Source organism: Micromonospora sp. NPDC006431 (assembly GCF_042870725.1).
Classification (GTDB): Bacteria; Actinomycetota; Actinomycetes; order Mycobacteriales; family Micromonosporaceae; genus Micromonospora.
In genome coordinates, this window is sequence record NZ_JBIAHQ010000032.1 from 40,019 (window position 1) to 54,101 (window position 14,083).

Sequence of the window (14,083 nt, forward strand, 5' to 3'; positions counted from 1 at the left end):
TCACCCTGTGCAACATCGCCTCCCGTCACCCATGGTGACGGTCGTTCGGGAACTCGGCACTGCCGAAGCGCCGCCTTTGCTCTGCAGCCAAATCCACAGCACCCGCTTGAACTGGTTCTTTCCGCCAGCAGCCCGCACCACACTCACGCCGGCGCAGCTACGAACCGTTACCGTTGCGCCGATGGCTGCAGAGCAAAGGCAGCAGATGACACGGTCGGAGCGGCTGGCTCGGACACCGGGAGTGACGACGGTTCGGTCCAGCACAGACGCTCAGCGAAGGCCGCATGCCAAGCTCGGCATGGGAGGTCAGCGGCGGTCGGCGAGCATGACCCGGTTGCCGTCCGGATCGAGGACGACCGCCATGCGCTCCCCCCACGGCTGGTCCACCGGCGCGGCGAGAACCGTCACCCCGGCGTCGCGCAGTCGGTCGTGGGCGGCGTCGCAGTCCGGTACGTACGCCCACAGCCGGACCCGGTTGTTGGTCAGTTCCTCCGGCCCGTCTGGAACGCCGAGGCCGAGGGAACTCGCGCCGACCTGGAGCGCGACGAACTCCACCTCGCCGGACGCCGGATAGCGGTATGTCTCCACGCCGCCGAGCAGGTCCCCGTAGAAGCGCAGGGCGGCCGGCAGATCGGCGGTGACGAGGATCGGGAAGAGTTCCCGCGCACCCGGCGGCTCAGTCATCGCCACCGCGCAGGCCGACCAGGACCTCCTCCAGTTCGTCCGGCTTGACCAGCACGTCGCGGGCCTTGGAGCCCTCGGACGGCCCGACCACGCCCCGGGTCTCCATCAGGTCCATCAGCCGGCCCGCCTTGGCGAAACCGACCCGCAGCTTGCGCTGCAGCATCGAGGTGGACCCGAACTGCGAGGTGACCACCAGCTCCACCGCCTGCACCAGCAGGTCCAGGTCGTCGCCGATGTCCTCGTCGATCTTCTTCTTGCTGTCCTGCGCGGCGGTCAGCACGTCCGCGCGGAACTCCGGCTCGCGCTGGTTCTTGCAGAACTTCACCACGTCGTGGATCTCGCGCTCGGTCACCCAGGCGCCCTGGATCCGGACCGGCTTCGACGCGCCCATCGGCAGGAAGAGGCCGTCGCCCCGGCCGAGCAGCTTCTCCGCGCCCGGCTGGTCCAGGATGACCCGCGAGTCGGCGAGCGACGAGGTGGCGAAGGCCAGCCGGGACGGCACGTTGGCCTTGATCAGGCCGGTGACCACGTCGACCGAGGGCCGCTGGGTGGCCAGCACCAGGTGGATGCCGGCGGCCCGGGCGAGCTGGGTGATCCGGACGATCGAGTCCTCGACGTCGCGCGGCGCCACCATCATCAGGTCCGCCAGCTCGTCCACGATCACCAGCAGGTACGGGTACGGCCGCAGCTCCCGCTCGCTGCCCGGCGGGGCCTTGATCTCGCCGTTGCGCACCTTGCGGTTGAAGTCGTCGATGTGCCGGACCCCGTTGGCGGCGAGGTCGTCGTAGCGCATGTCCATCTCGCGGACGACCCACTCCAGCGACTCGGCCGCCTTCTTCGGGTTGGTCACGATCGGCGTCACCAGGTGCGGGATGCCCTCGTAGCCGGTCAGCTCGACCCGCTTCGGGTCGACCAGCAGCAGCCGCACCTCGTCCGGGGTGGCCCGGGTCAAGATGGACACCAGCAGAGTGTTCAGGCAGCTGGACTTGCCGGCGCCGGTGGCCCCGGCGATGAGGATGTGCGGCATCTTCGCGAGGTTGGCCACCACGTAGCCGCCCTCGATGTCCTTGCCGAGCGCCACCACCATCGGGTGGTGGTCGCTCTTGGCGGCCCGGGAGCGGAGCACGTCCCCGAGCGCGACGTTCTCCGGGTCGGTGTTGGGGATCTCCACGCCCACCGCGCTCTTGCCCGGGATCGGGCTGAGGATCCGCACGTCCGGCGACTTCACCGCGTACGCGATGTTGCGGGAGAGCTGGGTGATCCGCTCCACCTTGACGCCCGGGCCCAGCTCGACCTCGTAGCGGGTGACCGTCGGGCCGCGGGTGAAACCGGTGACCGCGGCGTCCACGTCGAACTGCTCGAAGACGCCGGTCAGCGCGGCGATCACCTCGTCGTTGGCCTTGCTCCGGCTCTTCGGCGCGGCGCCGCTGCCGAGCATGTTGGCCGGCGGCAGGGTGTAGTCGCCGGCCAGCCCGGTGAGGGCGAGCTGCTCGGCCCGGGTGGGCAGCGGCGAGTGCTCTGGCGGCTCGGCCGGCTTGCGGCTCGCCGGCACCTTCGCCGGCGGCTTGCGCGGCAGCACCAGGGTGTCCTGCAGGTCGACCCCGTCGAGGTCGGCGTCCAGGTCCGCCGGATCCAGCGGCGGCGGGAGGCGCTTGGCCGGCCGCTTGCGGGCCGGCTTGGCCGGCGTCTCGGCCTCGGCGTCCGCCGCCTCGGGCGGCGCGACCAGGGAGCCGGCCAGCAGCCCGAGCCGTTCCGGAATCTTGTTGATCGGGGTCGCGGTGACCACCAGCAGGCCGAAGACCAGCAGCAGGATGAGCAGCGGCACCGCCACCCAGGGGGTGATCGCGGCCGCCAGCAGGTCGCCGAGGCCGGCGCCGATCAGCCCGCCCGCGTAGTCGCGCTGCACCGCGTCGACCGGGTCCTGTCCGATGTGCAGCATCGCCGCGGTGGCGAGCAGCATGGAACCCCACCCGACCAGGCCGCGCCCGCGGTGGGCCGGGTCGGCGGGCGTCCGCATCAACCGCCAGGCGCCGATCATCAGCAGCACCGGCACGACGATCGCGATCGCGCCGAGGAAGAGCCGGACGGTGTCGGCGAGGCGCGCGCCGACCGGGCCGGCGCCGCCGAACCAGATGGCCACCGCGCTGAGGATGGCCAGGCCGAACAGGAGCAGCCCGGCGCCGTCGCGGCGGTGCTCCGGGTCGAGTTCGCGGGCCGAGGCGGCCTGCCGGCCGGCGGCGCGGACCGCCCAGCCCACGCCGTGCGCCACGCCCATCCACATCGCACCGACCGCCCGGCCCAGGTAGGCGGCCGGGCTCGGCCGCCGCGCCGGTCGCCGCCGCGGGTTGGCCCGGGTAGCCTTCTTCGCCGGCTGGCGGGCACGGCTGTTCGTGGTACCGCGCGGCGACGCGCCGCGCCGCCGGCTCGCCTGAGAGGTACGGCCCGCCATACAGTCACGGTAACGGCGGGACCCGGCAGATCGCCGCTTTTCCGGGTCGTGTCCGCGCGTCGCAGCACGGACCGCGCCGTCCGATGTGTTATTCGCCTCAGAAGGGATGCCCTGATGGCGTCGCCGGAGATCGAGGACGGTCCGGACGGCCCCCTGGCCGGACACCCGCAGGCGCTGCGGCCGCTGACCCGCGAGCTGATCGCTGCCGTGCTGGCCAACCGGGGGTACGCGGTGGCCGAGGACACCGACGGCGACCTGGTGGGGCGCTGGGAGGAGAGCCTGATCTGGTTCTACCGGCGGGGTGCCGCCGGGGAGGTGCTCCAGGTCCGCACCGTCGCCGGGCACCGTTTCGGCATCGAACGGGTCCCCGACCTGTACGGGTTCTGCAACTCCTGGAACCACGACCGGCTCTGGCCCAAGGCCTTCGTGCACGTGGCCGACGACGGGCTGGCCCAGGTCTGCGGCGAGGTGACCACCGATCTGGAACGCGGCGTCACCCCGCACCAGCTCGACCAGCTCATCGACTGCGGCATCGTCACCGGCTGCCAGCTCGCCGGCGAGGTGGGCCGGCTGCCCGGCGGGTCGCTGCGGTGACCACCTTCCGCGACCGGGGCCTGGCCCAGGCGCTCGTCGACGCCCGGGACCTGCCCGACGGCGAGGCCCGCTGCGCCGAGCTGGACCGGATCGCCGCGCGGGCCGACGCGACCGGCGATCCGCGTACCGCGCTGGCGGCCCGGTTCGCGCTGATCGAGGCGTACCTGCTGCTCGGCGAGCGGTGGCGGCTGGTGGAGCCGCTGCGCCGGTGCCTGGCCGCGCTCGACCGGACGCCCGGGCTGCTGGCCGGCCGGCCAGGGGAAGCCGAGCGGCTGCACCGGCACCAACGGCAGGCGGTGGAGGCGCTGTTCGCCACCCCCCGGGTCGGTCTGGACCAGGCCCGGTCCCTGTTGGACGATCTCGCCGACCGGCTGGGACCGGACGCCGAGGCGGTGGCCGAGCTGCGCTGCCGGCTCGCCGACCACCTCGGCGACGAGCCGACCGCCCGCCGCGAGTACGCCCGCTGGCCCGACGACCATCCCGGCTCGGCGGGTCGGGCGCGGCACCGCGAGCCGGAACGGTCGGCCGGGCCCGACCCGGTCGCCGGCTGCCCCGGGTGCGCCCCGGCCCGCCGGGCCGAGTTGCTGGCCGGCTGGGGCGAGCCGGCGGCGGCCCTGGCGGCGCTACGTCCCGTGCTCGACGGCGAGGTGGGCTGCACCGACCAGCCGGAACGGGCCCTCGCGGTGGCGCTGCTGCCGTGGCTGCGCACCGGCGAGGCGGCCCGCGCCGCCCGGGCGCACGTGCGCGCGTACCGCCGGCACCGCCGGGAGCGGGAGGCGTTCCCGCTGCTCGCCGCACACCTGCGGTTCTGCGCGCTGGGTGGGCACCTGGCCCGCGGGCTGGACATCCTGGCCGAGCAACTGCCCCGGCTGGACCGGACCGCCGACGACCTGGCCGCGATGGAGTTCGCGGCGGCGGGCGCGCTGCTCTGCGGGCTGGCCGTCGAGGCCGGTTTCCGCGGGCGGCGGATCCACCGCCCCGGGCACGGCCCGCGGCCGGCCGCCGAGGTGGACCTGGCCACGCTCGGCGGGCAGCTCCAGATGCTCGCCACCACGCTGGCCGGCAGCTTCGACGCCCGCAACGGCACCGGGCACCAGTCCGGCCGGATCGCCTCCTGGCTGGCGGATCGCCCGCTCGCCGAGCCGGTGCCGCTGCCCGCCGAGGACGCCGCCGACGAGTGGCCGGACGACGAGCCAGCCGAGCCCGGCCCACCGGGCGAGGAGGAGCTGGCTCCGCTGACCCTGGCGCTGCTCACCGCCGCCCTCGACGGACGCGGGGACGGGTACGCGGTGGAGCCGGACGGCACGGTGGTGGGGCGCTGGGGCGAGGCGGTGATCCAGTTCCGCCGGCTCGGGCGGGGCGGGGAGATCCTGCACGCCCGGGTGGTGGCGACCCGGCGGCTGCCGGCCGCCCGGCGCGCCGAGGCGTACGCGTTCTGCAACGCGTGGAACCACGACCGGCTGCTGCCGGCGGCGTACCTGCACGACCCCGGCGACGGGACGGTGGAAATGGCCGCCACCGTCACCACCGACCTGGCGCACGGGGTGGCCCCGGCCCAGCTCGTGGTGCTGGTGACCGCGGCGGTCAGCACCGGCGCCGCGTACGCCGAGGCGGTCGCCGCGCTGCCCTGACCGGGGACGTGGCGCGCCCCGGTCACCGGGCGGACGTACCCGCGCAACGGCGACGCCGGCCCACCGCGGCGGGTGGACCGGCGTGGGGAGCCGGTGGGATCAGACCTCGACGACCGTCGGGACGATCATCGGCCGGCGTCGGTACGCGTCGTTGACCCAGCGCCCGACGGTGCGCCGGACGATCTGCTGGAGCTGGTGCGGGTCGGTGATGCCGTCCGCGGCGGCCCGGTTCAGCGCCTCGGTGACCAGCGGGATCACCGGACTGAACGCCTCCGGGTCCTCGGAGAAACCCTTCGCCGAGACGGTCGGCCCGCCGACCACCTTGCCGGTGACCGAGTCAACCACCACGGTGGTGGCGATGAAGCCGCCGTCGCCGAGGATCCGCCGCTCCGTGAGCAGCGACTCGCTGACGTCGCCGACGGCGAGGCCGTCGACGTAGACGTAGCGGCTCTTCACGTGGCCGACCAGGCTGGCCCGCCCCTCGACCAGGTCGACCACGTCGCCGTCCTCGCAGAGCACCACCCGGTCCGGCGCGACGCCGGACTCGATGCCGAGCCGGGCGTGCGCCCGCAGGTGCCGCCACTCGCCGTGCACCGGCATCAGGTTGCTCGGGCGGGTGACGTTGAGCAGGTAGAGCAGCTCGCCGGCCGGGGCGTGGCCGGAGACGTGCACCTTGGCCACGTCCTTGTGCACCACCACGGCGCCGGCCCGGGCCAGCCGGTTGATCACCCGGTAGACCGAGGTCTCGTTGCCCGGCACCAGCGACGAGGCGAGCACCACGGTGTCGCCGGGGGCGATGGTGATGTGCCGGTGGTCGCCGCTCGCCATCCGGCCCAGCGCGCTCATCGGCTCGCCCTGCGAGCCGGTGGACATCAGCACGATCTGCTCGGGCGGCAGGCTGGTGGCCTCCTCCAGGCCGACGACCAGGCCCGGCGGGATGTTGAGCAGGCCGAGGTCGCGGGCGATGCCCATGTTGCGGACCATCGACCGGCCGATCAGCGCCACCTTGCGGCCGTGCTCGACGGCCGAGTCGAAGACCTGCTGCACCCGGTGCACGTGCGAGGCGAACGAGGCGACGATGATCCGACCCCGGGCCTTCGCGAAGATCGAGTCCAGCACCGGCCCGATCTCCCGCTCGGGGGTGACGAAGCCGGGGATCTCCGCGTTCGTGGAGTCCGAGAGCAGCAGGTCCACGCCCTCCGCGCCGAGCCGGGCGAAACCGGCCAGGTCGGTGATCCGGCCGTCCAGCGGGAGCTGGTCCATCTTGAAGTCGCCGGTGTGCAGCACCAGGCCGGCGCCGGTCCGGATGGCCACCGCGAGCGCGTCCGGGATCGAGTGGTTGACCGCGAAGAACTCGCACTCGAACGGGCCGAGCCGCTCCCGCTGCCCCTCCCGCACGGTCAGCGTGTACGGCTGGATCCGCCGCTCGGCCAGCTTCGCCTCGACCAGGGCCAGGGTGAACTGCGAGCCCACCAGCGGGATGTCCGCCTTGTGGGCGAGCAGGTACGGCACCGCCCCGATGTGGTCCTCGTGGCCGTGGGTGAGCACGATCGCCTGGATGTCGTCGAGCCGGTCCAGGATCGGGCCGAAGTCGGGCAGGATGAGATCCACACCCGGCTGTTCGACGTCGGGGAAGAGCACCCCGCAGTCGACGATCAGCAGCTTGCCGTCGTACTCGAAGACGGTCATGTTCCGGCCGATGGCGCCGAGTCCGCCGAGCGGCATGATCCGCAGGCCGCCTTCCGGCAGTGGCGGGGGCAGTTCGCCCTCGATGTGCGCCTCGGTCACGCGTCCACCTCATTCTGCGACGCCGGCACCCGGCGTCCGTCGTGTCGTTCGATCATTCGGGAAGGGGCAGCCCGGCCGCCGCGCAGTCGGCGCGCAGCTGGGCCAGTTCGGCCGCGGTGGCGTCCACCAGCGGCGGGCGTACCGGGCCGGCCGGCAGGCCCCTGGCCGCCAGACCCGCCTTCACCAGGATCACGCCCTGGGTACGGAAGATACCGGTGAACAGGGGCAGCAGCCGGCGGTGCAGCGTCCGGGCGGTGGCGACGTCCCCCGCCTCGTACGCCTCGATCAGCTGCTTGGTCGGCACGCCGGTGAAGTGCGTCGAGGTGCCCACCACGCCGACCGCGCCGACCGCGAGGGCGGGCAGGGTCAGCGAGTCCTCGCCACTGTAGTAGGCGAGGTCGCTGCGGCTCAGCACCTCGGAGGTGGCGGCGAGGTCGCCCTTGGCGTCCTTGACCGCGACGATCCGGCCGTGCTCGGCCAGCTTCACCAGGGTGTCGGTGGCGATCGCGGTGCCGGCCCGGTGCGGGATGTCGTACAGCATGATCGGCAGCCCGGTGGCGTCGGCGACCGCGGTGAAGTGCCGCAGCAGGCCGCTCTGCGGCGGCTTGTTGTAGTACGGCGTGACCACCAGCAGGCCGTGCGCGCCGGCCTTCTCCGCCTGCGCGGCCAGCTCGATGGTGTGCCGGGTGTCGTTGGTGCCGACCCCGGCCACGATCCGGGCCCGGTCGCCGACCGCCTCCACGACGACACGGATCAGGCCCTCCTTCTCCGCGTCGGTGGTGGTCGGCGACTCGCCCGTGGTGCCGTTGAGCACCAGCGCGTCGTTGCCCTGCTCGTCGACGAGGTGCTGGGCGAGCCGTCCGGCACCGTCCAGGTCGAGCGACCCGTCGGCGGTGAACGGCGTCACCATCGCCGTGATCAGTCGCCCGAACGGGCGCGATGCGCCCCGGTCCGGGGCGGCAGGGTGGTCGTGCGTCATGTTCACAACCTAGCGGACGACCACCGGAGCCCCGGTGGGGAAGGGCCCAGGAGTCACTCGGCGTGCGGGCTGGCCGCCACCTCGGTGCCGTCGGGCTGGGTGGAGATCACGAAGTCGGCGAAGACATTCGGCGCCACGCCCTGGAGCTGTCGCAGGCACTCCACGGCCAGCTCGCGGATCTCCACGTCGGCGTGCTCGGTCGCGCGCATCTTGATGAAGTGCCGCCAGGCCCGGTAGTTGCCGGTGACCACGATCCGGGTCTCGGTGGCGTTGGGCAGCACCGCCCGGGCCGCCTGCCGGGCCTGCTTGCGGCGCAGCGTCGGGTTGGGCTCGTCGGTGAAGCGCGCCTCCAGGCCCTCGAGGAGCTCGGTGTACGCCCGCACGCTCGCCTCGGCCGCCTCGACGAACTTCTTGTGCAGCTCCGGGTCCTCGGCGATCACCGCCGGCTCGACCATCGCGGCGTCCCGCTCCGGGACGTAGCGCTGGGAGAGCTGGGAGTACGAGAAGTGCCGGTGCCGGATCAGCTCGTGGGTGAAGGACCGGGAGACGCCGCTGAAGTAGAAGCTCACCGAGCCGTGCTCCAGCACGGACAGGTGCCCGACCTCGAGGATGTGCGCCAGGTAGCCGGCGTTGGTGGCGGTGGCCGGGTTCGGCTTCTTCCAGCTCTGGTAGCACGCCCGACCGGCGAACTCGGCGAGCGCCTGGCCCCCCTCGGCGTCGGTCGACCACGGCACGTCGTCGGGGGCCTGGAACTGGGTCCACGCGATGAGCTTGACCTGGGGCTGCACCATCTCCGGCATTCCTGCGACTGTAGTGGCCGGTGGGCCGGTGGGGAAACTTGGGCGCGCGGACGTGAAGCGGCGCACTCGCGCCGGACCGCGGGTCAGACGTAGAGCGCGGTGAACGGGGCCCAGGGCAGGTTGCGGACCACCGAGAAGACGAGCCAGAAGGCCAGGAAGCCGCCGAGGACCTTCGGGTTGAGCCGCAGCTCCGGCAGCCGCCAACCGAACGCCCGGTTCCCGGCCCAGGTGACGAAGAGGTACGCCAGGAAGGGCACCGAGAAGACGAAGAGGAAGTGGTGCCGGGCGGCGGCCGGCAGGTCGCCGTGCAGCAGGTACCAGAGGGCGCGGGTGCCGCCGCAGCCCGGGCAGTCCAGCCCGGTGGTGAGCTTGAGCAGGCAGCTGGGCCGGGCGTCCGGGTCACTGTGGGTGGGATCGCTGAGCAGGGCGTACGCCATGCCGAGCCCGACGCAGCCGACCGCGGCCAGGGGCACCGCCCAGCGCGGGGCGCGGGCGTGCAGCCGGAGCACCAGGCGGGTGAACCGGTCCGGCTCGACCGGCGCGTACGCCATCCCGGCGGGCCAGTTCGCCGAGCCGGGATCGGGGGCTCCGGCGACGGCGTGCACCCCGTCCGGGGCCGGGCCGGCGGGGGCGGTCGGCGGGACGGGGACCGTCTGCGGGTCGGGCGTGGCGGCCGGCCGGTCAACGCTCGTCACGCGCTCACCGTACACCGGCCACGCCCACCAGCGCGGCGGCCAGCGGGACGGCCAGGTCGCCGGCCGCCGGCGGGGCGACCGCGTCCAGGCCGAGCCAGCCGGCGAGCCGGTAGAGCTCGGCGGCGAGGGCCACCGCCGTCTCCCCCGGGTCCACCCCCGGCTCGACCCACGCGGCCGGCACCAGCAGCACCCCAGCCTTCCGGTCGGCCTTGAGGTCGACCCGGGCGGTGAACCGCTCGCCCTGCAGGAAGGGCAGCACGTAGTAGCCGTGGACCCGCTGCGGGGCGGGCACGTAGATCTCGATCCGGTAGGAGAAGCCGAAGAGCCGCTCGGCCCGGGCCCGCTCCCAGACCAGCGGGTCGAACGGGCTGACCAGGGTGTTGCCCCGGACCCAGCGGAGCAGCCGCGCCTGCCCGTGCAGGTAGGCCGGCTGCCGCCAGCCCGGCACCGTGACCGGGTTCAGCTCGCCCGCCTCGACCAACTCCGCGATCGCCCGGCGCGCCCCGGCCACCGGCAGCCGGAAGTAGTCGCGCAGCTCCGGCTCGGCCGCCACGCCCAACGACCGGGCGGCGACCGCCACCAGCGTGCGGTGGGCGTCGGCGTCGCTCGGGGTGGGGGCGTCGAGCACCTCGGCCGGCAGCACCCGCTCGGGCAGGTCGTAGCGGCGGGCGAAGGAGGTGGTGCGTTCGGCGGCGGTCACCTCGCCGGACCAGAACAGGAACTCCAGCGCCCGCTTGACGGCCGACCAGTTCCAGCCCCAGTTGCCGGTCTCCCGGGGTGCGTCGTGCTCGATCTCGGCGGCGGTGAGCGGCCCCCGGGCGGCCACCTCGTCGCGTACCCAGGAGACCAGCTCGGGCTGCTCCTGGGCGATCCGGCGCATCCCGCCCCAGGCCTCGTCACGGGCCTTGGCCATCCGCCAACGAAGCGCCGGATGCAGGCCGACCGGGATCAGCGACGCCTCGTGCCCCCAGTATTCGAACAGCTCCCTGGGGCGCCGGTAGGCGGCGTTGTCGAGCAGCGTGGTCGGGTAGGGTCCGAGCCGGCTGTAGAGCGGCAGATAGTGGGCCCGTTGCAGGACGTTGACCGAGTCCATCTGGATCAGCCCGACCCGGTCCAGCACCCGGCGCAGATGCCGGCGGGTCGGCACCCCGGCGGGCGCCGGGTCGGCGAAGCCCTGGGCGGCGAGAGCCACGCGGCGGGCCTGGGCGAGCGAGAGCGATTCCGGTGCGGCCATCGTCCGGGGACCCTAGTCCACCGGTATGACACGACGACTCCAGGTCGTGCCGCGGCGTGAGCCGCGCCGAGCTGGAGTGTCGGACGACGGCTCCAGGTCGTGGCGCGGCGTCAGACGCGCCGAGCTGGAGTTGTCGAACGGAGCGGTCGCTGGACCGACCGCCCCTCGGGGCATAGAACGGACGGATGCTGACCATCCGCCGGGAGGACCCGGACGACGCGGCGGCGATCGCCGCGGTGCACATCCGCAGCTGGCAGGCCGGGTACGCCGGGATCATGCCGGACGAGGTACTGCACCGGCTGAACCCGGCCGCCTGGGCGCAGCGCCGCCGGGACCTCGGCACCGCCGACCCGGCGCACCCGTTCACCACTCTGCTCGCCGAGGTCGACGGGGCGGTCGCCGGATTCGCCACCTTCGGGCCGTACCGGAACAATCAGGACCGCGGCGACCTCGACCCGGCGCACGGGGAGATCCTGGCGATGTACGTCGAGCCCGCGCGGTGGGGCACCGGGACCGGGCGGGCCTTGCTGGCGGCGGCCCGGGCCGGCCTGGCCGAGCGGGGCTGGACGGAGTACCGGCTCTGGGTGCTCACCGACAACGTCCGGGCGCGGCGCTTCTACGAGCGGGCCGGGCTGTCACTGGACGGCGTCGAGTCCGTCTACCGGCTGCCGCTCTCCGGCGGGCGTGACCCGGCCCTGCTTCGGGAGGCGCGCTACACCGCCCGACTCGATCAGTGACCCGGGCGGCCCGCCCCGGTCGGCGGGCCCACCGCCGGTCGACGCGGCCCCGCGCCGGATCGGCAGGCCGAGCAGCAGCGCCAGGCTGATCCAGACGTACGTGTTGCTGCCGAGGAAGCCGGTCACGCCGCTGAAGTCCTCCTCGAACCGCCACACGATCCGGCTGATCAGGAAGGCGTACCCGATGGCCGCGGCGGCTAGCAGGAGGCGGCGCCAGTGGCTGCGCGCGGGCGCCGCCATGCCGTTGTCGACCAGCAGGATCAGCGCCGGCAGCAGCCAGACCAGGTGGTGCACCCAGGTGACCGGGCTGACCAGGCACATCACCGCGCCGGTCAGGGCCAGGCCGGTGGCCTCGTCGCCGGCGGTCACCGCGGCCCGGGAGCGCCAGCCCCAGACCGCGAGGGTGGCGAGCACCAGCACCAGCCAGGCGAGAGTGCTCGGGTGCTCCGGGTTCAGCCGGGCCACCACCCCGCGCAGCGACTGGTTCGAGACGAAGGCCAGTTCGCCCACCCGGTCGGTGTTCCACAGCGCCTCGGTCCAGAACTCGCGGGAGGCGTCCGGGAAGAGCGCGCCGGCCAGCAGGGTGGCGCCGGTCGCCGCGCCCATCGCGGTGAACGCGGCCCGCCAGCGCCCGGTGATCAGCAGGTAGACGATGAAGATGCCCGGGGTCAGCTTGATCGCGGTGGCCAGGCCGATGCCCGCCCCGGCCCACCGGCTGCCGGCCGGGAGCAGCCGCAGCAGGTCCACCGCCACCAGGAAAAGCAGCAGCATGTTGACCTGGCCGAAGTTGACCGTCTCGCGCATCGGCTCGAACGCGGCGGCCAGGCAGAGCGCGACCGCGAGCGCGAACCAGCGGGTCCACCCGGCGCGGCGGGCGATCGGGTCGACCAGCCACCAGACGACCACGGTGCTGACCACCACGGTGGCGGCCACGCTGACCGTGATCGCCGCGTGCCACGGCAGGTACGCCATCGGCAGCATCACCAGGGCGGCGAACGGCGGATAGGTGAAGCCGTACTGGGTCTTGGCCCGGAGGAAGTCATAGATCTGCCCGCCGTCGTGCACCCAGTAGTTCAGCGCACCCCAGTAGACGTTGAGGTCGAAGAAGCCGTGTCGCACGGCCGCCTCCCTCAGGAAGGCGGTCACCGCGACGGCGAGCACCACCACGGCGACGACCTGCACGATCGTCCGCCTGGCACCCTGCGCCACCGTCGCCTCCCTCGCCCTGCGTAGGCTCACGTGCCATGGCTCTCGGGTACGTCCGCCCCGCGCGTCCAGAGGACGCCGGCGAGATCGCACGCATCCAGCTCGCGACCTGGCGGGTCGCGTACCGCCGGATCCTGCCCCGGCACGTGCTCGACAACCTGGACGAGGCGTACCTCGCCCGGCGGTGGAGCGCGGCGGTGCAGGAGCCGCCCTCGGGCGCGCATCGCGTGCTGGTCGCCGTCGAACAGGCCGAGCAATCGTATCTGGTGGGGTTCGCCGCTTCCGGTCCGGCCGACACCGAGGCGCTCGCCCCGGGCGAGCCGGCCGAGGCGCTCGGCGACGGCGTGGCGGCGGTGACCGACCTGCTGGTCGAGCCGCGCTGGGGCCGGCGCGGGCACGGCAGCCGGCTGCTCGCCGCCACCGTCGACGGGTGGCGGTCTGACGGCTTCACCCGGGCGGTGGCCTGGACCTTCGACGGGGACGCGGCGACCCGGAAGTTCCTCGCCTCCACCGGCTGGGAGCCGGACGGCGCGGCCCGCGCCCTGGACGTGGACGACATGCTCGTCCCCCAACTGCGGCTGCACGTCGCGATCCCGACCGAGCCGGTCGCGGCGGACTGAGCGGAACCACGGTCCCGGTCGTTCCGCGCCCCACGGCCCGCCGTGTCACCGGCGCACGTCGGACGGCGGGCCTACTGTGACGCAGTGACGGGCTTCGCCGCTCCGGCACCGCCTTGCAGACGGAGCACGACCGGAAGAGGGAGACGATCATGTTCAGGGACACGAGGGCCTTCAGCGGCTTCTCGGTGGACGACACCGATCGGGCGATGGCGTTCTACGCCGACACGCTCGGCCTGCGGGTGTCGCGGGACGACGCGATGGGCGGACTGCTGACGCTGCACCTCGCCGGGGACCGGGACATCCTGGTCTACCCCAAGGACGACCACACCCCGGCCACCTACACCGTGCTCAACTTCCCAGTGGACGACATCGATCGGGCCGTCGCCGAGTTGACCGCCCGCGGGGTGCAATTCGCGCGCTACCCCGGGATGCCCCAGGACGAGCAGGGGATCGTCCGGGGGAACGGGCCCGCGATCGCCTGGTTCACCGACCCCGCCGGCAACGTCATGTCCGTACTGGAACTGAAGTGACCGGTGGCGGGGGGGCCCCCCCCCCGGGCCCCCCCCCCCCCCCCCCCCTCCCCCCCCCCCCCCCCCCAAAGGGGGCCCCCCCCCCGCCCCCCCCCCCCGGCCCGCGGGCCCAGAACAACAACACCCCCCCCCCCCC

General features: G+C 73.8%; 13 protein-coding genes. 5 read left to right on the forward strand and 8 right to left on the reverse strand.

All coding sequences use genetic code 11. From position 1 onward, the window contains the following. Positions 1 to 306 precede the first annotated feature (306 nt). Positions 307 to 684, reverse strand: a complete 378-nt coding sequence (locus tag ACFYM6_RS32655; protein ID WP_387281313.1) for a VOC family protein — start codon at positions 682 to 684, stop codon at positions 307 to 309. Next, positions 677 to 3,133: a DNA translocase FtsK 4TM domain-containing protein gene (locus ACFYM6_RS32660; protein WP_387281314.1), complete on the reverse strand. Its 2,457-nt coding sequence runs from the start codon at positions 3,131 to 3,133 to the stop codon at positions 677 to 679. The genes ACFYM6_RS32655 and ACFYM6_RS32660 overlap by 8 nt, the downstream gene beginning before the upstream one ends. A 114-nt stretch (positions 3,134 to 3,247) precedes the next feature. Here ACFYM6_RS32660 and ACFYM6_RS32665 point away from each other — a divergent pair, with 114 nt between their 5' ends. Both ACFYM6_RS32665 and ACFYM6_RS32670 read left to right on the forward strand, forming a co-directional pair. Beyond that, the gene (locus ACFYM6_RS32665) at positions 3,248 to 3,727 is read left to right on the forward strand and encodes a YbjN domain-containing protein (protein WP_387281315.1); all 480 of its coding nucleotides are present in this window, start codon (positions 3,248 to 3,250) and stop codon (positions 3,725 to 3,727) included. After that, positions 3,724 to 5,358 carry a YbjN domain-containing protein gene (locus tag ACFYM6_RS32670; RefSeq protein WP_387281316.1) on the forward strand — a complete coding sequence of 545 codons (1,635 nt, stop codon included), beginning with the start codon at positions 3,724 to 3,726 and terminating at the stop codon, positions 5,356 to 5,358. The genes ACFYM6_RS32665 and ACFYM6_RS32670 overlap by 4 nt, the downstream gene beginning before the upstream one ends. Before the next feature lie 99 nt (positions 5,359 to 5,457). Here the strand turns inward: ACFYM6_RS32670 and ACFYM6_RS32675 are convergent, their stop codons facing one another. From ACFYM6_RS32675 to ACFYM6_RS32695, 5 genes are all read right to left on the reverse strand, one after another. Further along, complete coding sequence (locus ACFYM6_RS32675; RefSeq protein WP_387281317.1) at positions 5,458 to 7,146, reverse strand: ribonuclease J; 1,689 nt, start codon at positions 7,144 to 7,146, stop codon at positions 5,458 to 5,460. Positions 7,147 to 7,198: 52 nt separating this feature from the next. Continuing rightward, positions 7,199 to 8,125 carry a 4-hydroxy-tetrahydrodipicolinate synthase gene (gene dapA, locus ACFYM6_RS32680; protein WP_387281318.1) on the reverse strand — a complete coding sequence of 309 codons (927 nt, stop codon included), beginning with the start codon at positions 8,123 to 8,125 and terminating at the stop codon, positions 7,199 to 7,201. Between the two features lie 53 nt (positions 8,126 to 8,178). Then, positions 8,179 to 8,916, reverse strand: a complete 738-nt coding sequence (thyX, locus tag ACFYM6_RS32685) for an FAD-dependent thymidylate synthase (RefSeq protein ID WP_387281325.1) — start codon at positions 8,914 to 8,916, stop codon at positions 8,179 to 8,181. A 92-nt stretch (positions 8,917 to 9,008) separates the two neighbouring features. Further along, positions 9,009 to 9,635: a DUF2752 domain-containing protein gene (locus ACFYM6_RS32690; RefSeq protein ID WP_387281319.1), complete on the reverse strand. Its 627-nt coding sequence runs from the start codon at positions 9,633 to 9,635 to the stop codon at positions 9,009 to 9,011. After that, positions 9,625 to 10,854, reverse strand: coding sequence for a winged helix-turn-helix domain-containing protein (locus tag ACFYM6_RS32695; protein WP_387281320.1), 1,230 nt, complete (start codon positions 10,852 to 10,854; stop codon positions 9,625 to 9,627). The genes ACFYM6_RS32690 and ACFYM6_RS32695 overlap by 11 nt, the downstream gene beginning before the upstream one ends. Positions 10,855 to 11,039: 185 nt before the next feature. Here ACFYM6_RS32695 and ACFYM6_RS32700 point away from each other — a divergent pair, with 185 nt between their 5' ends. Continuing rightward, on the forward strand, positions 11,040 to 11,591 hold the full coding sequence (locus ACFYM6_RS32700) for a GNAT family N-acetyltransferase (protein WP_387281321.1): 552 nt from the start codon (positions 11,040 to 11,042) through the stop codon (positions 11,589 to 11,591). On the opposite strand, the gene ACFYM6_RS32705 is transcribed toward ACFYM6_RS32700, so the two are convergent. Beyond that, a complete protein-coding gene (locus ACFYM6_RS32705; protein WP_387281322.1) occupies positions 11,490 to 12,800 on the reverse strand; it encodes a glycosyltransferase family 87 protein in 1,311 nt (436 codons plus the stop codon). The two genes, ACFYM6_RS32700 and ACFYM6_RS32705, sit on opposite strands and share 102 nt — an antisense overlap. A gap of 35 nt (positions 12,801 to 12,835) precedes the next feature. Between ACFYM6_RS32705 and ACFYM6_RS32710 the strand changes: the two genes are divergently transcribed. Both ACFYM6_RS32710 and ACFYM6_RS32715 read left to right on the forward strand, forming a co-directional pair. Continuing rightward, positions 12,836 to 13,417, forward strand: coding sequence for a GNAT family N-acetyltransferase (locus tag ACFYM6_RS32710; RefSeq protein WP_387281323.1), 582 nt, complete (start codon positions 12,836 to 12,838; stop codon positions 13,415 to 13,417). 149 nt (positions 13,418 to 13,566) lie between these two features. Next, on the forward strand, positions 13,567 to 13,947 hold the full coding sequence (locus tag ACFYM6_RS32715; protein ID WP_387281324.1) for a VOC family protein: 381 nt from the start codon (positions 13,567 to 13,569) through the stop codon (positions 13,945 to 13,947). Positions 13,948 to 14,083: the final 136 nt, after the last annotated feature.